A 17,640-nucleotide genomic window follows, 5' to 3' on the forward strand; every position below is an offset into this window, starting at 1 on the left:
AGGTTCTCATATCCATGGATCGACAGACACTCCTATCCATCGCGAAATCCATTCGCTCCAGCGCGAAATCCATCCGCGCCCAGATTTCACCTATTCATCCGAAGGGTTATCCCTTCGTCGGCGGCTTCGCGCTCGCCAGCCTTATCTTCTTTTGGATCTGGACTCCGCTGGGGTGGATCGGAACGCTCCTGACAATATGGTGCGCACTGTTTTTCCGCAATCCGGCCCGTGTGACGCCGATCCGCGAGGGTCTCGTCGTGTCGCCGGCGGACGGCCGCATCTCGATGATCGCGCCGGTGGTGCCGCCTGCCGAACTCGAACTCGGCGAACTGCCGATGGTGCGTATTTCGGTCTTCATGAGCGTGTTCAATTGCCACGTCAATCGCTGCCCGGTCGCGGGAAAGATCGAACGGATCGTCTATCGTCCCGGCAAATTCATCAATGCCGAACTCGACAAGGCGAGCGAGGACAACGAGCGTAACGCGCTGGTCATATCGACGCTGAACAACGGCCAGGTCGGAGTTGTCCAGATCGCCGGACTGGTGGCGCGTCGTATCGTGACGTTCGTGCATGAGGGCCAGACGGTCGAAACCGGCGAACGCTTCGGGCTGATCCGATTCGGCTCGCGGTGTGATGTCTACTTGCCGGAGGGAACGCCGCTGCTGGTTTCCGAAGGCCAGACTGCGATCGCGGGCGAGACGGTGCTGGCCGACTTCCAGCTCGGAGAGAGTGGACGGGTCTTCCGCAGCAACTAACGGATCGGACTGCCAGAGCCTTTCCGCTTCTGATGGAATCAGAAGCGGAGCCTCTATGATTTTGATTTGGCGCGTTTTCTTGACGCGAACCGGTATCTATCCTCCGGTCAAGCCCGAGGACATGCTTCGCTGAAACGCTATAGTGTCCTGGTTTCCAAAGTTCGCATGTCACCTTTGATGCGAACCTCGGGCCTTGCTATATAGGAGGCGTGCCCACGCCATACGATCAGAAGTCCGAGATGCGCCGCCGCCGGTTTCGTCCGATTCCGGTGCGAATGCTGGTGCCGAATTTCATCACGCTGCTTGCGATTTGCGCAGGCCTGACGGCGATCCGGCTTTCGACCGAGGGACGGATGGAGCTTGCTGTGGCCGCGATCGTGTTCGCGGCCGTGCTCGACGGGCTCGACGGCCGGGTGGCCCGGATGATCAAGGGGCAGTCGAAGTTCGGCGCTGAACTCGACAGCCTCGCCGACTTCGTCAATTTCGGTGTCGCGCCCGGCCTCATCCTGTATTTCTGGCAGTTGCGCGACCTCAACAATGTGGGGTGGATCGCGGCGATGATATTCGCGATCAGCGGCGGCCTGCGGCTTGCGCGTTTCAACGCAACGATGAACGATCCGAACAAGCCGGCCTTCGCCGCGAATTTCTTTACCGGCGTGCCAGCCCCGGCAGGCGCGATCGCGGTGCTGCTGCCGGTCTATCTGGCGTTCCTGGGCGTCCCGCAGCCGCCCGCGGTGCTGACGACGCTTTATACGCTGCTGATCGCGATCCTCATGGTTTCGCGGCTGCCGGTGTTCTCCGGCAAGATGATCGGCATGCGGGTGCCGCCGGAACTGGTGCTGCCGGTCTTCGTGACGGTGGTGTTCGTCATCGCGCTCCTGATCAGCTACCCCTGGGTTGTCCTTTCGTTCGGCTCGATCATTTTCCTGGTGAGTCTTCCGGTCGGCTGGAAATCCTACCGCGACCAGGAGGTCAAGGCGGCCGTTAAGGAGACCTTTCCGGATGCGCCGTCAGCCACCGACACCACATCGCCGGTTGGGCCGTCCGCCGAGGCGAAGCCGCCAACCCCTCCGATCCGGCAGCGCAAGCAGGACAACCGGCCTTCGCGGCCGCACTGAGAAACGGCCCTTGCTGCGATCGCCGCCGGCGACGCGGAGAGGTTGTTGGTGCGAGATCGTGCCCGGTCCATAGCGGGCCCGGCCCCTGCCGTCGCGGCTCAGGCCGTTTTGGTTCCGACGAGATCAGCAACGCTCACGCCAACTCCATGGTGGCACCCACGTCCCGGAAATTCAGCGAAAAAAATCATGGCCGGGGCAAGCCCGGCCATGACAATGTTTCCATCAAACGCAAATCGCTTCCGTTACGTTGGTTCTTTTTGCGAACCTCCGTGAACGGCCCTTCAGTGCGCGGGCACGGTCTCCGCGATCGCGGCAGAAACCGGTTTGACATTCCGGAAACCCACTCGCGAGAACGAGACGTAGAACGCGGCGATGTTCATCAGTGCCCAGATGACAAAGCCCAGGGTGTATCCGCCGAACAGGAAGTGGCTGCCGGCCAGAATGGAAGTCATTGTGAAGCCGCAGGCCGCGCCGGCGGCCTTGGCCAATCCGCTGACCGCACCCACGTGGACGAAGTAGATCGGGATCAGCTTGATGACCGCCGCCGCGGCGGAGCCCGACACCAGGGCAAGGCTGAAAATGGTGAATAGCTGAATAGTCAGCGAAATCTGCATGGCCATCAGCACGGCGAGGATCGACATCGCGCCGAACATCCAGGTCAGCAGCGTGAAAACGTCATAACGGTCAGCGAGCCAGCCGCCCAGCGGCCGCGTGGCCGCCACGCAGACCACCAGTATCGGCGTATAGACCGCGACCGCTGTCGTCGCATCGACATGCCAGTTATCGACGAGATAGGTGGGCATGGTCGAAGCGAAGAACACCAGCGTGCCGAACGCCACCCAGTAAAGGGCAGGAACGAGCCAAACCACGACACCGGAGCGGTAGACGGCGAAGATTTCCTTGACCGATGTGTTCTTCAGCTTTCGGTTCGGCGGGTCCGACGTGAAGAACATGTAGATCGCGGCCATCAGCAGCGTCGGAATGGCGAAGATCGGGAAAATCATCCGCCAGCCATCCGGATCGCTGGTATCCAGCACGCTGGTAATGAGGAACGAGACGGCCATCATGCCGATCGTGATTCCGACGTTACCCAGAGCAAACAGGCCGAGGGCGGTTCCCTGTTTCGATTTGGGGTACCAGGACGATACGTGGGCGTTGCCGACCACGAAGCTCGCGCCGCCGAGGCCCAGCATCATTCCCAGAAACAGGAAGGCGATATAGCTCTCGGCGAAAGTCCCCAAAATCAGGACCACGGAGAGGCAAACAAGCAGGATCGTGAAAACCGTCCGGCCGCCGAACTTGTCGGTCCAGATCCCGAGCGGGATGCTGATCGCGGCCGCAAACAGCGGCTCCATCGCAGCCAGGATCAACACCTGGGTACTCGTGAAACTGTACCATTTGATCAGAAAGGGAGCGAGTGCGGAAAACATTCCCCAGATCGCAAAACCGAGCGCGAACGCTACGGTCGAAATACATAAAACCTTCGGGTTGCCCGACGGCTCCGCCGCCGGCACGTTAGCCCCTAAAGCTGAATCTTTCACGGTGGCTCCTGACCAAAGAGATCGCCCTTGCACCAAATTCCGAGCTCCGCTTCGACCTACGCAGGGTTGAGCAGCTCTCGGAGTCGTACGTTAAGTAGTTTACATAGTATCTCTCGGCGATGTTGACGTCTATCAATTTTAGAAAAGACGCCACCGCTCGTTCGGAGGTGGGCTTGCCATCGAGTGGCGGACGAAGGCCGGATCCGCGTCCGGGGTGTGGGAGGATTCCGGCGCGAGCATGCTGCAAGATCGTCCTGCAAGATCATCCTGAAGGTCGCGCGACGGCTGCTGAGCCTGACCGGTCGCGACGGGCAGGGCTGTTCTGCGGGGACGCCTTCATGGGGGCGGCGTCGTTGCCGCCGGCCTTTATCCGGGCCGCCCACCTCCTTGATCCGGTTCATGTTTCAAGACGTTGAAGCCGGACGCGAGCGGGGGATGGCGGTTGCTGTCTCGGTTCAACCCCTCCCGCTCGATTGCTCGGTCGCTTGCGCCAGGTGTGCCCGGCTTTACGCGTCCTTAATCGCGCCAAAGCTAGGATTGTGCCGCGTGGCTCAGAACGGGCCGCGTCGCCGTCCAGGATGGCCGGCGGTTCGCGTGCGTTGGAGTTTCCCATGGATATCATGACGGGTGCCGGACTTGCTTTCGGCATGCTCGTAGTCGCCGTGATGGTCTTTATGGGCGGCGATCTCCATATGTTCGTCAGCGAACACGCCATGATCATCATCTTCGGTGGTGCGACCGCCGCCACCATGATCCGCTTTCCGCTCGGCGCGATTCTCCACGGCCTCCCGCTCGGCGCCAAGTTCGCCTTCACCATGAGCCGGCTATCGGCGCGCGACCTTGTCGACGAACTGGCGCGGATCGCCGAAATCGCCCGCAAGCAGGGACCGGTGGGTCTCGAAAAAGTCGAGACCAACGAACCGTTTCTGGCCAAGGGAATTCGTTTCGTCGCGGACGGCTACGATCTCGAATTCATCCGCGACAATCTTGAGCGCGACCGCGACAATTTCCTCATGCACCTCGACGAGGGAAGCAAGATCTACCGCGCCATCGGCGACTGCGCTCCGGCGTTCGGCATGATCGGCACGCTGATCGGCATGGTGCAGATGTTCGCCAACATGACCGATCCCTCCAAGCTCGGTCCGTTCATGGCGACCGCGCTGCTCGCAACGCTCTACGGCGCGCTGGTCGCCAACCTGTTCTGTCTTCCGATCGCGGACAAGCTGCACGGCAAGCTGCTCGACGAGGAAACCAATCGCACCTTGATCATCGACGGCATCCTGATGATCCGGGATTCCAAGAGTCCCGCGCTGGTGCGCGAAATGCTGCTGGCCTATCTGCCGGAGAAGCATCGTCAGGAAGAGGGCGAACCGGTTCCTGCGTGATCTGACGGCTCTGATCGCAAACCGGTAGCCGCTTTTGCGGAATACGCGTGAGTCGGGGATTGAGCGATGGCCAAGAAAAAACGCGGCGATGCGCATGGCGGAGGGCACGGCTGGTTCGTCACGTTCGCCGATCTGATGGGCTTGATGATGAGCTTCTTCGTGATGCTCGTCGCGTTCTCCACGATGGACAATCAAAAACTCAAGATCGTCGCCGGCTCGATGCGCGACGCCTTCGGCTCCCAGACCGAGGTGCGATATTCCGGAATCGTCGAATCGGACGGCCTGCCGACGCGGCCGAAATTGAAGAACGCTGCGCACGTCCCGCCGGAGGAAACTTCCACCACTCCGACCCCCAACGAGCAGGAGCGGTCCAAGACCGCCGGCGCGCGCCTCGAGACGGATCGCGAGTTCGCGCTCGCATCCGCGTCGCTGCGGCAGGCGCTGCAGGACATGCCCGAGCTGACCGAGCTTTCCAAGCACATCATGTTCGAGGAGACCAAGGAAGGCCTCAACCTGGAGATCGTCGACCAGGACGGCCGTTCGATGTTCGCGGACGGGTCCAAGGAGCCTTACGAACGCACGCGCATGCTGATCAGGAAACTCGCGGCTCCGCTCAAGGCGACGCCTTTGCGGATTTCGATCACCGGCCACACCTCATCGAGCTTCGTGCCCTCGCACAGCGATTATGACGGCTTCGACCTCTCTGCCGACCGCGCCAATGCCGTTCGCCAGATCCTGGAGCGGGAGGGCTTGCCGCCGAGCCACATCTTCGCGGTGTCGGGCAAATCGGACAGCATGCCTCTGTTTCCGGACGATCCTTCGCTGGCGGCGAACCGGCGCGTGACCATCACCCTGATGCGCGAGGCGCCTCCGTTGCCTCCGAATCTGAAGCCTTGATTTTCTGAAGTATTATTTTACCGTAAGCGGGACCGCTGCCAGACCGATATGGCCGATCTGTCAATGCTATTCCTCGGATTGACGGGCCGGTGCTTGTGGGCGATAGCCCCGGATCGAAACCATCACCAGAGCGTTGCAAGAGACCATGGCCGTCAGCGATCCACCCGCCGAAGCCACTGGCGAGGCTTCGGCCAAGACGACCGGTTTCTGGCCGCTGACGCTCGGAAGCATCGGTGTGGTCTTTGGCGATATCGGGACCTCGCCCTTGTATGCGTTTCGCGAGGCCGTCAATCATGCCGCGCAGCAGGGAACGGTGACGCCGGTGATCGTGCTCGGCGTGCTGTCATTGATCCTGTGGTCGCTGTTCATCGTCGTCACCGCCAAGTACGTTCTCCTGCTGCTGCGCGCCGACAACAACGGAGAGGGCGGGACGCTCTCGCTGATGGCGCTCGGGCAGCGGGCGCTGGGGCGGCGAAGCGTGCTCCTGCTGGCGCTGGGCGTGGTCGGCGCTTCGATGTTCATCGGCGACTCCATGATCACGCCGGCGATCTCGGTGCTCTCCGCGGTCGAAGGATTGAAGCTCGCGACGCCCGGGCTCGACCATTACGTCGTCCCGCTGACGATGCTGATCCTGGTCATGCTGTTCGCGCTGCAGAGTCGCGGCACCGCGCGTGTCGCCTCGGCATTTGCTCCGGTGATGGCGCTGTGGTTCGTGACCATCGCGGTCCTTGGCGTCCTGCACATCCACGAAGACCCGAGCGTGCTGTTGGCGGTCAATCCCTGGCACGCCATTCACTTCCTGCTCAACCATGGCCTGATCGGCCTCGTTATCATGGGGCTGGTTTTTCTGTCGGTCACGGGCGGCGAGGCGCTGTATGCCGACCTTGGCCATTTCGGCCGCAAACCCATTCAAGCCGCGTGGTTCTGTCTGGTGCTGCCGGCATTGCTGCTGAACTATTTCGGGCAGGGCGCGCTGATTCTCGCCCATCCCGACGCGATCGAGAACACCTTCTACCGCCTGGCGCCTGCGCCGCTGCTTCTGCCGCTGATCGTGCTGGCGACCGCGGCCACAGTGATCGCCAGCCAGGCCGTCATCACCGGCGCCTATTCGCTCATTCGTCAGGCCGTGCAACTCGGTCTGTTGCCGCGTTTCGAGGTCCGCTACACCTCCGAGACCCATGCCGGCCAGATCTATCTGCCGCGTGTCAACTTGCTGCTGCTGATCGGCGTGCTGTTGCTGGTGCTGCTGTTCCGCACCTCGAGCGGGCTCGCATCGGCCTACGGGATTGCGGTGTCAACGACGATGGTCGCCGATGGCATCATGGGTTTTGTCGTCATCTGGAAGCTGTGGAACTGGCGGGCGGCGACGGCCGCCGCCCTGGTCGTTCCGCTTGTCGCCGTCGACATGATGTTTTTCAGCGCCAATCTTCTCAAGCTGCTGGACGGCGCCTGGGTGCCGCTTCTGTTCGGCTTCACCATGGTGGTGCTGATATGGACGTGGCGCCGCGGTACGGCCATCCTTGTCAAGAAGACCCGGCGCACCGAAGTGCCGCTGCTCGATCTCATCAAGAGTCTGGAAAAGCGGCCGCCGCATATCGTCAAGGGTACGGCGGTGTTTCTGACCAGCGATCCGAATTTTGTGCCGACCGCGTTGCTGCACAATCTCAAGCACAACAAGGTTCTTCACGAGCACAATGTCATCCTCACCATCGAAACCGCGCAGACGCCGCGCGTCGATCCCGGCGATCGGGTTCGCATGGAAACGATCAGCGAGAAGTTCTCGACCGTCAGCCTCCGCTTCGGTTTCATGGAATCGCCCAATGTTCCGAAGGGGCTGGCGATCGCGCGCAAGCTCGGCTGGCAGTTCGACATCATGGCGACGTCGTTTTTCGTCTCGCGGCGGTCGCTGAAGCCATCCGCGCATTCGGGTATGCCGCTCTGGCAGGATCGCCTGTTCATCGCGCTGAGCCGGTCGGCCAACGATGCGACGGATTACTTCCAGATTCCGACCGGGCGGGTCGTCGAGGTGGGTACGCAGGTCATAATTTGATCTCCATGCTGCTTCATGCGTTTCTCGCATAGCAGAGGTCTGAAATCAGGATATGTCATGCGTGATGGCGCGGACTTATAAGCCCGGCGCTTCGCATGCTGCAGCGCAAGGACCTCGAGGTCTCATCCATGACAAGCGACGGTGCAAGTTCAGCCTCGGCGATGCCGGCGGCGAATGGATCCGGTGACGCCCATTCCACGGCCGGGTTCCAGGCGCTGATGCTGGGCAGCATCGGGGTAGTCTACGGCGACATCGGCACCAGCCCGCTTTACGCGCTGCGGGAGGCGGTCGTTGCCGCCGGTGCGGCACGAAAGGGAGCCGACCCCGGCGCCGTGCTGGGCGTGCTCTCGCTGATCCTCTGGGCGCTCATCGTGGTGGTGACGCTGAAATACGTCCTGATCCTGTTGCGAGCGGACAACCACGGCGAGGGTGGAATCCTGGCGCTGATGGCGCTGGCGCAACGCGCCGCGAGCCGGAGCGGGGCTGTCATCGTGCTGCTCGGCATCATCGGCGGCGCGCTGTTCTACGGGGATGCCGTGATTACGCCGGCGCTTTCGGTGCTGTCGGCCATCGAAGGCATCAAGCTGACCACCTCGGCGCTGGACCACTATGTCGTCCCGATCACCGTGGTGATCCTGCTGGCGCTGTTTGCGGTTCAGTCGCGGGGAACGGCGCGCGTCGCTGCCTTCTTCGGGCCCGTGATGTGCGTCTGGTTCGTGATGATCGCGGCAGTCGCCATTCCACAGGTCGCACAACATCCCGAGGTTCTGCTGGCCTTCAATCCGCTTTATGCCATCGGCTTCATGCTTCATCATGGCATCATCGGGTTCGTCACGCTGGGCGCCGTGTTTCTGGCGGTCACCGGGGCAGAGGCGCTTTATGCCGATCTCGGTCATTTCGGCAAACGGCCGATTCAGACCGCCTGGCTCGCGATCGTGCTGCCCTCGCTCGTGCTGAACTATCTCGGACAAGGGGCGCTGGTGATCGCCCATCCTGAAACGATCGAAAATCCTTTCTTTCTGCTGTTTCCGGCGTGGTCGCTCGTGCCGGTCGTGTTCATGGCCACGATCGCGACGGTGATCGCAAGCCAGGCCGTCATCACCGGCGCCTATTCGCTGACGCGTCAGGCGACCCAGCTCGGGCTGTTCCCGCGATTTGAAATCCGTCACACCTCGGAAGAGCACTCCGGACAGATCTACATGCCTCGCGTCAACATGATGCTCGTCGTCAGCGTCGTGCTGCTGGTGCTGCTGTTCCGGTCCTCAAGCGCGCTGGCCTCCGCCTATGGCATTTCCGTCACGGGAACGATGGTCGTTACCGCGATGATGGGATTCGTCGTCATCTGGAAGGTCTGGAACTGGCCGGCGCTCGCGGCCGCCGCGCTGATCGCGCCGTTCCTGCTGCTCGATCTCACGTTCCTCTCGGCAAATCTGCTGAAGGTCTTCGAGGGCGGCTGGATGCCGCTCGCGCTTGGCGGGGCGGTGATGCTGCTGATGTATACCTGGCGCCGCGGCAGCCGGCTCTTGTTCGAGAAATCCCGCAAGCTCGAATTTCCGCTGCTCGAACTGGTGGAGATGCTGGAAAAGCGGCCGCCGCACCGGGTGCCCGGGACCGCCGTGTTTCTGACCAGCGACCCGGGTTTTGCTCCCGCCGCGCTGATGCATAGTCTGAAGCACTACAAGGTGCTTCACGAGAAGAACGTCATTCTCACCATCGAGACAGCGCAGACGCCGCGTATCGAGCCAAGCGACCGGGTGCGGCTGGAGCAGATCAGCGCCACGTTTTCGCGCGTGACGCTACGCTTCGGCTTCATGGAAAGTCCCAACGTGCCGAAGGCGCTCGCCATCGCGCGGAAACTCGGCTGGCAGTTCGATATCATGGCGACCTCGTTCTTCCTGTCGCGACGCACACTCAAACCGGCGGCACGCTCCGCGATGCCGCTCTGGCAGGACCGCCTGTTCCTCGCGCTGAGCCGCTCAGCCAACGATGCGACCGATTACTTCCAGATTCCGACCGGGCGCGTCGTCGAGGTGGGTACGCAAATCAGCATTTAGGTGGGTGGCGCTTGATTTTATCGGCCCAAGGGGCGACCTTGACGGCTGGACGAGCGGGGCCGGCGGTTTCGAACTGGAGCGCGCGTCTGAATGCAAAAGCGCGAGGAGGTTGCGTTGGCGGATCAGAATTTTGTCGTTCACGACCTGACGCCGGAAGAGGTCTCGAAGGGCGTGGCCGAAGGACGCTATCTGCTGGTTGACGTCCGCGAGCCCAACGAGGTCGCGGCGGAGGCCTTTCCGGACGCGGCCGTCGTTGCCCTGTCGGCCTTCGATCCCAAGGCTATCCCCGATCCGCAAGGCAAGCAGGTGGTGTTCGCCTGCCGCTCGGGCAAACGTTCGGTAACGGCGTCGATGATGGCGCAGGCTGACGGCCTTGCCTATGACAAGCATCTCGCCGGCGGGATTCTGGGGTGGAAAGCGGTAGGGCTGCCGACGCGAAGCGGCGGTTGAGATTTGACGCTTTCGATGAACAAGGTCTTCGCGGGCCTTCCAGTCACGATCTTCGAGACGATGTCGCAACTCGCGCGCGACAACGATGCCATCAACCTCGGGCAGGGTTTTCCCGACGATCCGGGTCCGGAGGATATCCGGCGCGCGGCGGCCGAGGCCGTTCTCGACGGCTACAACCAGTATCCGTCGATGATGGGAATTCCGCAGTTGCGGCAGGCGATCGCCACGCATTACGGGCACTGGCACCGCTTGTCGCTCGATCCGGCGAGCGAGGTCATGGTCACCTCGGGCGGCACCGAGGCGCTGACCGCCGCCATCCTCGCCACGGTCGAGCCCGGCGACGAGGTCATCGTCTTTCAGCCGGTGTATGACTCCTATCTTCCGATCATCAGGCAGGCCGGAGGAATTCCGCGGCTGGTGCGGCTGGAGCCGCCGCACTGGCGATTGACGGAAGACGCGCTTCGCGCCGCCTTCACGCCCAACACGAAAGCGGTTGTCTTCAACAATCCGCTCAATCCGGCCGCGGTGGTCTATCCGCGCGAGGACCTGGAATTGCTGGCGCGATTTTGCCAGGAGTTCGACGCGGTCGCGATCTGCGACGAGGTCTGGGAGCACGTCGTCTTCGACGGCCGCGACCATATCCCGCTGATCACGATTCCCGGAATGCGCGAGCGCACCATCAAGATCGGCTCGGCCGGAAAGATATTTTCGCTGACGGGCTGGAAGGTCGGGTTCGTCTGCGCCGCGCCGCCACTGCTGAAAGTGACCGCGAAGGTGCATCAGTTTCTGACCTTCACGACGCCGCCCAACCTTCAGGCCGCGGTCGCCCATGGCCTTGCCAAGCCGGATGATTTCTTTCTCGCAATGCGCAGCGATCTGGCGCGCCGCCGCGATCGTCTGACACGCGGGCTCGAGGACATCGGATTTCCGGTGCTGGCCTCGCAAGGAACCTATTTCCTGACGGTCGATCTCGCGCCGCTCGGCCTCAATGAAACCGACGAAGCGTTTTGCAGACGCATCGTGACCGACCACAAGGTCGCGGCGATCCCGGTATCGGCGTTCTACGAACAGGATGCGGTCACCTCGGTCGTGCGATTCTGTTTCGCCAAGACCGACGCCACGCTCGACAGCGCGCTGGAGCGTTTGTCCGACGCCGTGCACGCTCTTTAGGACGGTGCAGCGATGATTCCGAATCGACACATATGGCTTTCTCGATACACATCGCTTTGGATTGCCGCTGCGTTCGCACTCGGTTTCGGCGCGGTATCGTCGCGCGCGCACGCGGCCGATCGGGTGGTGAATTTCTACAACTGGTCGAGCTACATCGCGCCAGGCGTGCTCGATGACTTCACCAGGGAGACCGGCATCAAGGTGGTTTACGACACGTTCGACGCCAACGAGACGCTGGAGACGCGACTCCTCGCCGGCAAGTCGGGCTACGACGTGGTGGTGCCCACGGCCTATTTCCTGCAGCGACAGATTGGCGCGAATATTTTTCAGAAGCTCGACAAATCGAAGCTGCCGAATCTCGCCAATGCGTGGCCGGCGGTGACGGCGAAACTCGCGGTCTACGATCCCGGCAACCGATACGCCGCGAACTACATGTGGGGAACGACCGGCATCGGCTACAACGTCAAAGCCGTGCAGCGCATCCTTGGACCCGGGGGCAAGATCGATAGCTGGGATATCGTCTTCGATCCGGACAAGCTCGAGAGGTTCAAGGATTGCGGCGTCCAGATGCTCGATTCCGCCGACGATATCCTGCCGGCGGCATTGAACTATCTCGGCCTCGATCCGAATTCCATCGCATCCGCCGATCTTGAACGCGCGGCTGCCCTTGTCAGCAAGGTGACGCCCTTTGTCAGGAAGTTTCATTCCTCGGAATATCTGAACAGCCTCGCCACCGGCGAGATCTGCCTCGTCGTCGGTTGGTCCGGCGATATCAAGCAGGCGCAGAGCCGCGCGGCCGAAACCAAAAACGGCGTCGAGATCGGTTATGCGATTCCGAAAGAGGGTGCGCAGATGTTCTTCGACAATCTCGCGATCCCGGCGGATGCGAAGAACGTCACGGAGGCCTATGAGCTGATCAACTACCTCTATCGGCCCGACGTGGCGGCGAAGAATTCCGATTTCCTGTCGTATGCCAATGGCAATCTGGCGAGCCAGAAGTTGATTGATCCGAAAATCTTCAACGACAAGACGATCTATCCAGACGAGGCCACGATGAAGCGGCTGTTCGTCATCACCGCGCGCAACCCCGCCACCCAGCGCATGATCAACCGGCTCTGGACACGGGTAAAGACCGGGCGGTGAGCGCCGCCACGACGACGAGATGACCGCGATTCTGATCCGTCATGGCCCGGCCTCGTCCCGGCCATCCCCGTCTTTTTCGTAGAACCGATGCCAAGACGTGAATGCCCGCAACAAGTGCGGGCATGACGATGCGCGGCACGATTCAACCAGATCGGTTTGTGCTCTACCGCCAGCGGCGGTGCAGCCACAGCCATTGATCCGGATATTCGCGGATCCAGCCTTCGATCACCGAGGTGACAGCCTGCATCGTGCCCTGCACATCGATGTCGCCGTTCGCATCGCGCACCGGCGCGATCTCCTCAGACAGTTCGGCGCGGAAGCGATGGCCGGGCAGGCGGATGATGCGCACGCCGTGGATCGGACATTCGATCTGCCGCAGCAGGCGCGCCAGCATCGGGTTAGCCTTGGTCTTGCGTCCGAAGAACGTGACGTCGACGCCGTTTGTCAGGTACTGGTCGACCAGCATGGCGACGTGCTGGCCGCTTTGCAGCGCGTGCGCCAGCTTGAACGGGGCGTCGCGGCCGGCCGGGATCAGCGTGCCCATGTTGACCGAGCGCATCTGCTCGATCACGCGGTCGGCCGATGCGATATTGGGCCTGCGATACAGCACCGCCGCGTCGAGTCCGTGTGCGACGGCGGCGACAGCCGGGAGTTCCCAGTTGCCGAGATGGCTTGCGAAGATCAGCGCGGGCTTGCCGTCGTCGCGCAGCCGCTCAAACAGCTTCTGGCTCTTTGGTTCGATTTCGATGCGGCCGTTTCCAAGGCGCTCAGGATCAAGATCCCAGATGTGATCGAGATGGGCGAACTCCGCGCCGATGCGTCCGAGATTGTCCCACACCCCAGCGAGTATGGTCTCGATCTCCTCCGGCGACTTTTCGGGGAACGCAGCGGCCAGGTTGGCGCGACCGATCTTCTGCTCGCGCAGCATCGGTCCGATCTTCTGCGTGATGCGGCCGAACAGGTTCGCTGTCTTGATCGGGTCGAAATAACGCGTCGTGCGCAACAGGGCGATCGTCAGTGTCCCGATCATGGCTGCGCCCACGGGTTTGATCGCGTCGCGCAGCCGCGCGCGGGTTCGAAGCAGGAGGCGGCGCATCAGGAAACGATCGCGATGATGCTCGGCGGGCGCTTTGGACGCGCCAGGACGTCAGCACACCAGGCAAGGATCCGCCGCACCGCGCCGTCAGACCGGTTCGCGCGTCAGGATCAGCGACGCGTTCTGACCGCCGAAACCGAACGAGTTCGACATCACCGTGGTGACGCGCGCATCGCGGGCCGCGTTGGGAACGACATCGAACGGGATCGCCGGGTCCGGCACATCATAGTTGATGGTCGGCGGAATGCGCTGATGCTCCAGCGTCAGGAGCGAGAACACCGCTTCGACGGCGCCCGCCGCCGAGAGGGTGTGTCCGACCATGGATTTGTTCGATGAAACCGGGATCTGCTTGGCGCGCTCGCCGAACACGGACGAGATGCCGAGATATTCCATCTTGTCGTTTTCCGGCGTGCCGGTACCGTGCGCATTGATGTAGTCGATCTGCTCGATGGTCACGCCGGCATCCGCCAGCGCATTGCGGACGCATCCGATGATCGGCTTGCCGTCGGGACTCGAGCGCGTGCGGTGGAACGAGTCCGCCAGTTCGCCGCATCCCGCCATGATTCCGAGGATCTTCGCGCCGCGCGCGGTCGCCGCTTCATAGTTTTCGAGAACCAGCGCGCCCGCGCCCTCGGCCATCACGAAGCCGTCGCGGTTTTTGGCGAACGGCCGGACCGCGGCGTGCGGAGGATCGTTGTGCGTCGACAGTGCCGACAGCAGCGAGAACCGGATCAGCGCTTCGGGATTGACCGAGCCGTCGGTTGCGACGCATAGCGCAGCGTCGGCTTCGCCGCGGCGGATCGCTTCGACGCCGAGTTGAATTGCGGTCGCTCCAGATGCGCAAGCCGTCGAGAGTGATATGGGCGAGCCCTTGGTGCCGAAGGTTTCGGCGAGATGATCGGCGACGGAGCCGAACAGGAAACGGCGGTGATACGTCTTGAATGCGCCGCCGCCGCTGACCCGCAGCATCTGGTCGTAGTCGATCTCGGTATCCGTACCGATGACGCGGCCGAGTTCGTGACGCTGCGGCCATTCGAGTTCGACCGGAGCGACGGCAAGAAACAGCGGGCCCGGAAAATCGCCGGCGCGTCCGATGCCCGCCTGCGCGACGGCCTCCTCGGTCGCAAGGTCCGCGAGACGCTCCGAGAGGTCGGTCGAGGAGAACGGTTCGACGGGAACGAAATCGACGGCGCCAGCCATCGTGGTTCTCAGGCCCTCGGTCGGGAAGCGGGTGATGGTCCTGATGCCGGATTCGCCTGCGCACAGCCTGGCCCAGTTGTCGGCTTTGCCCGCGCCGAGAGACGTCACGACGCCCATGCCGGTGACGACGACGACGGGTCTGCCGGATTTATCGCGCATTGCGGTCATGTTTTCCCCCGTCGAATGAGCCCGGTTCAGCGGATCGCTTCGACCAGCGCCATGCCTTCGCCGCGCCAGTGACCGGCTCCGATCACGACAATCTGGGCCGGCGGCGCGGCCATATCAATCTCCTGATCCGATGAATCGTCCGGCGCGAACAACGTTCCGCGCGACAGCGACAACGCGGCGACCGCCAGTCCGAGCGGAAACTGCGCCTCCAGGGTGTGGCCGAACATCGTTCCGGTGGCGCGGACCGGAATGTCCGGATGGGCGCGAAGGAAGGCGCGCTCTTCGGAGGTAACCGGCTCGGCGCCGGTGGCGCCGGTGATGATCGCGGTCGCTTCCGTGGGGTTGCCGAGCTTGGACCACAACGATTCCAGCGTCGAGGTGACCTCGCCCGGGCGTTTGCGCCGTGCATGGTCGGCGACGATGCTGGTCAGGCGCGCAAACGGCTTCGCGCCGCGGGCTTCGGCATGGGCGCGGGATTCGATCACCAGAAAAGCGCCGCCGGATCCGAGCGCGAACCCGCTGCTCTGCTTACGCATCCAGACCGGTGCGAATTTTTCCTTCAGGTTGAAGTCGCCGAATTCGTAGAGCAGGAGCAGGTCCTTGCGCTCGCCATTGTGAGCGGCGCCGACGAGCGCGATGTCACTCTGGCCGGCGGCGATCCGAGCCAGCGCGATGCGCACCGCATCGACGCCGGCGGCTTCCTCGCCCATGAAGGTGCGCGACGAGCCGGTCACGCCGTGGACGATGGCGATGTTGCCGGCGAGAAGGTTGGACAGTTGCGCCAGAAAGAGCGTCGGCCTCAACTCGTTCATCAGCCGTTCGTTGAGAAAGCCGGGCGCGGCGTTGCCCTTGGCCTCGGCGTTCAGAATTCCGGCGTCGACGACGAGGTCGCGTTCGCCGCCGCCGGCGGCGACGATCATGTCCATTCGCGACAGGATATCCGTGTTGCCTTTGACGCCGGCGGAATCCAGCGCCAGTCCGGCCGCGTATGTGCCGATGCGTTGCCAAGCCTCCATCTGGCGCTGGTCGCCCTTTTTCGGAATCTGCGCGTCGAAGTTGACGGGCGCCAGCGGATGAACGACGTAAGGCGCGAAGCCCTTCTCGTCGGCGTTGATCCGACGCTGGCTCAACGCGTCCCAATGCGCGTCGAGACCCTCGCCGAGCGAGGTGGCAAGACCGATGCCGGTGATCCAGGCTTCGATCGGCTTGGAGCGCGATGATGTCTCAGCCATGCGCGATCATCTGCTGCGGAAATCCGATGCGGCCAGCCATGGCCTCCATGTGGCCGCGCAAATCCGCGTTCGGGAAGGCGGCGATGCCGAACGTGATCGTCGCGTTGCACCGCGGTTTGCCGCCGACGCTGACTTTGGCCTGGGTCACGGCGTAGCCGGACCCTTCGTGAACGACATTTGCCTCGACGTTCAGGAGTTCGCCGGGAGTCACAAACGTTCGCATTTTTGCTTCCTTGACCGCGGCGAGGAATGGCATGCGCTCGAACTTCATCAGCGCGATCAGCAACCAGCCCGACGCCTGCGCCATCGACTCGATCAGCAGAACGCCCGGCATCAGTGGATATCCGGGGAAGTGACCCTCGAAGACCGTGCTTTGCTGAGGCACCTGGGCCTCAACCGCGATCGTTTTCCTGCCTATATCGAGGTCGGCAATGCGGTCGATCAGGTGAAAGTAGGCGAGATCCATGGCCGCGCGATTAGGCGCCCTTGGCGGCGACCAACTCGTCGATGCGCGCGCTGAGATTTTTCAGGACGAAGTATTGTTCGGTCGTCGCCTTGCCGTCATTGACCTCCTGAGTCCACTTCTCCAGCGGCAGCTTGATACCGAACGCCTTGTCGATCGCAAAGGCGATGTCGAGGAAATCCAGGCTGTCGATCCCCAGGTCGTCGATGGCGTGGCTCTCGGGCGTGATCGTATCGCGTGGAATGTCGCAGGTTTCCGCGATGATGGTGGCGACCCGATCGAATGTGGAAGACATCTTTAAACCTTTGATAGATTGGAGATAAATGTCGTACCGGCGTTCGACGGCGGCGCCGGCTCCGCATCGGCCAGCCCATCGTGCGGAGTCGAGTGCCCATATATCGGAGCGCTGTCCCGAGTTCAATGGCGCGCGCCTCTCGCAACGCCGTATTCCGCAGCCGAATCAGGGTGCTCCAGTGGTCCGATTCTGGTTTGCATCTTGCGGGCGTTGCATCAGCGGCGCAATCCCGAAGTCCCGCTCAGGGCAGGGTGCCAACTCCGCGCAAAGCGGCGATGCTCACGGCCAGCCACAGTCCCACTGCGGTCAATGCGACCGTGAAGGCGAATGCAGCAGCATTTGCGAGCATCCGGTGGCGGAAGTCATCCGGTTGTTCGGAAGCAGGTTGATGGCGGGAGGGGCGATCGGGGAAGCCGGCGTCGGCGGAATTTGCCGGCGGCCGCCGGTCGGGCAATCCTGCAGAGCGGCGCGGCCGGAACGGGATCACGACGTGCTCGTCGTCCGAGATTTTGGGTCGCTGTTTTCCCATCGGTTACAGTTCCGCAGAATCCGGCGTGATCTTAGCACATTGCGCGCGATCCTCACCTGGAAAGTCACGGGGATCGATGTGGACAACCCCGCCC

16 protein-coding genes are annotated in these 17,640 nt (G+C 62.6%); 9 read left to right on the forward strand and 7 right to left on the reverse strand.

What is annotated here, in order from left to right; all coding sequences use genetic code 11:
* Positions 1 to 14 precede the first annotated feature (14 nt).
* On the forward strand, positions 15 to 755 hold the full coding sequence (locus ACS3WA_RS06950) for a phosphatidylserine decarboxylase (protein ID WP_438277806.1): 741 nt from the start codon (positions 15 to 17) through the stop codon (positions 753 to 755).
* Positions 756 to 994: 239 nt separating this feature from the next.
* On the forward strand, positions 995 to 1,873 hold the full coding sequence (pssA, locus tag ACS3WA_RS06955) for a CDP-diacylglycerol--serine O-phosphatidyltransferase (RefSeq protein WP_438278029.1): 879 nt from the start codon (positions 995 to 997) through the stop codon (positions 1,871 to 1,873).
* A gap of 281 nt (positions 1,874 to 2,154) precedes the next feature.
* On the opposite strand, the gene ACS3WA_RS06960 is transcribed toward pssA, so the two are convergent.
* Positions 2,155 to 3,414 (reverse strand): MFS transporter, encoded by a 1,260-nt coding sequence (locus ACS3WA_RS06960; RefSeq protein WP_438277807.1) that lies wholly within the window; start codon positions 3,412 to 3,414, stop codon positions 2,155 to 2,157.
* A 611-nt stretch (positions 3,415 to 4,025) separates the two neighbouring features.
* Here ACS3WA_RS06960 and ACS3WA_RS06965 point away from each other — a divergent pair.
* From ACS3WA_RS06965 to ACS3WA_RS06995, 7 genes are all read left to right on the forward strand, one after another.
* Positions 4,026 to 4,799, forward strand: coding sequence for a motility protein A (locus tag ACS3WA_RS06965; RefSeq protein ID WP_292610162.1), 774 nt, complete (start codon positions 4,026 to 4,028; stop codon positions 4,797 to 4,799).
* Between the two features lie 66 nt (positions 4,800 to 4,865).
* Complete coding sequence (locus ACS3WA_RS06970; RefSeq protein ID WP_438277808.1) at positions 4,866 to 5,696, forward strand: flagellar motor protein MotB; 831 nt, start codon at positions 4,866 to 4,868, stop codon at positions 5,694 to 5,696.
* A 145-nt stretch (positions 5,697 to 5,841) separates the two neighbouring features.
* Positions 5,842 to 7,746 carry a potassium transporter Kup gene (locus tag ACS3WA_RS06975; protein WP_438277809.1) on the forward strand — a complete coding sequence of 635 codons (1,905 nt, stop codon included), beginning with the start codon at positions 5,842 to 5,844 and terminating at the stop codon, positions 7,744 to 7,746.
* Positions 7,747 to 7,874: 128 nt separating this feature from the next.
* Positions 7,875 to 9,800: a potassium transporter Kup gene (locus ACS3WA_RS06980; RefSeq protein WP_438277810.1), complete on the forward strand. Its 1,926-nt coding sequence runs from the start codon at positions 7,875 to 7,877 to the stop codon at positions 9,798 to 9,800.
* 90 nt (positions 9,801 to 9,890) lie between these two features.
* The gene (locus ACS3WA_RS06985) at positions 9,891 to 10,250 is read left to right on the forward strand and encodes a rhodanese-like domain-containing protein (protein ID WP_438277811.1); all 360 of its coding nucleotides are present in this window, start codon (positions 9,891 to 9,893) and stop codon (positions 10,248 to 10,250) included.
* 15 nt (positions 10,251 to 10,265) lie between these two features.
* Positions 10,266 to 11,420 carry an aminotransferase gene (locus ACS3WA_RS06990; protein ID WP_438277812.1) on the forward strand — a complete coding sequence of 385 codons (1,155 nt, stop codon included), beginning with the start codon at positions 10,266 to 10,268 and terminating at the stop codon, positions 11,418 to 11,420.
* 12 nt (positions 11,421 to 11,432) lie between these two features.
* Positions 11,433 to 12,563, forward strand: a complete 1,131-nt coding sequence (locus tag ACS3WA_RS06995; protein ID WP_438277813.1) for a polyamine ABC transporter substrate-binding protein — start codon at positions 11,433 to 11,435, stop codon at positions 12,561 to 12,563.
* A 163-nt stretch (positions 12,564 to 12,726) separates the two neighbouring features.
* Here the strand turns inward: ACS3WA_RS06995 and ACS3WA_RS07000 are convergent, their stop codons facing one another.
* The 6 genes from ACS3WA_RS07000 to ACS3WA_RS07025 all read right to left on the reverse strand — a co-directional run bounded on the left by ACS3WA_RS07000 (position 12,727) and on the right by ACS3WA_RS07025 (position 17,546).
* Positions 12,727 to 13,659, reverse strand: coding sequence for a lipid A biosynthesis lauroyl acyltransferase (locus tag ACS3WA_RS07000; RefSeq protein ID WP_438277814.1), 933 nt, complete (start codon positions 13,657 to 13,659; stop codon positions 12,727 to 12,729).
* 87 nt (positions 13,660 to 13,746) lie between these two features.
* Positions 13,747 to 15,027, reverse strand: coding sequence for a beta-ketoacyl-ACP synthase (locus ACS3WA_RS07005; protein WP_438277815.1), 1,281 nt, complete (start codon positions 15,025 to 15,027; stop codon positions 13,747 to 13,749).
* 26 nt (positions 15,028 to 15,053) lie between these two features.
* Positions 15,054 to 16,259, reverse strand: a complete 1,206-nt coding sequence (locus tag ACS3WA_RS07010; RefSeq protein WP_438277816.1) for a beta-ketoacyl-ACP synthase — start codon at positions 16,257 to 16,259, stop codon at positions 15,054 to 15,056.
* Positions 16,252 to 16,725: a 3-hydroxyacyl-ACP dehydratase FabZ family protein gene (locus tag ACS3WA_RS07015; RefSeq protein WP_438277817.1), complete on the reverse strand. Its 474-nt coding sequence runs from the start codon at positions 16,723 to 16,725 to the stop codon at positions 16,252 to 16,254. Before ACS3WA_RS07015 ends, ACS3WA_RS07010 begins: the two co-directional genes overlap by 8 nt.
* Positions 16,726 to 16,735: 10 nt before the next feature.
* Complete coding sequence (locus ACS3WA_RS07020) at positions 16,736 to 17,017, reverse strand: acyl carrier protein (protein ID WP_011510017.1); 282 nt, start codon at positions 17,015 to 17,017, stop codon at positions 16,736 to 16,738.
* 241 nt (positions 17,018 to 17,258) lie between these two features.
* Positions 17,259 to 17,546: a hypothetical protein gene (locus ACS3WA_RS07025; RefSeq protein ID WP_438277818.1), complete on the reverse strand. Its 288-nt coding sequence runs from the start codon at positions 17,544 to 17,546 to the stop codon at positions 17,259 to 17,261.
* Positions 17,547 to 17,640: the final 94 nt, after the last annotated feature.

It is taken from the genome of Nitrobacter sp. (genome assembly GCF_051535235.1).
Classification (GTDB): Bacteria; Pseudomonadota; Alphaproteobacteria; order Rhizobiales; family Xanthobacteraceae; genus Nitrobacter.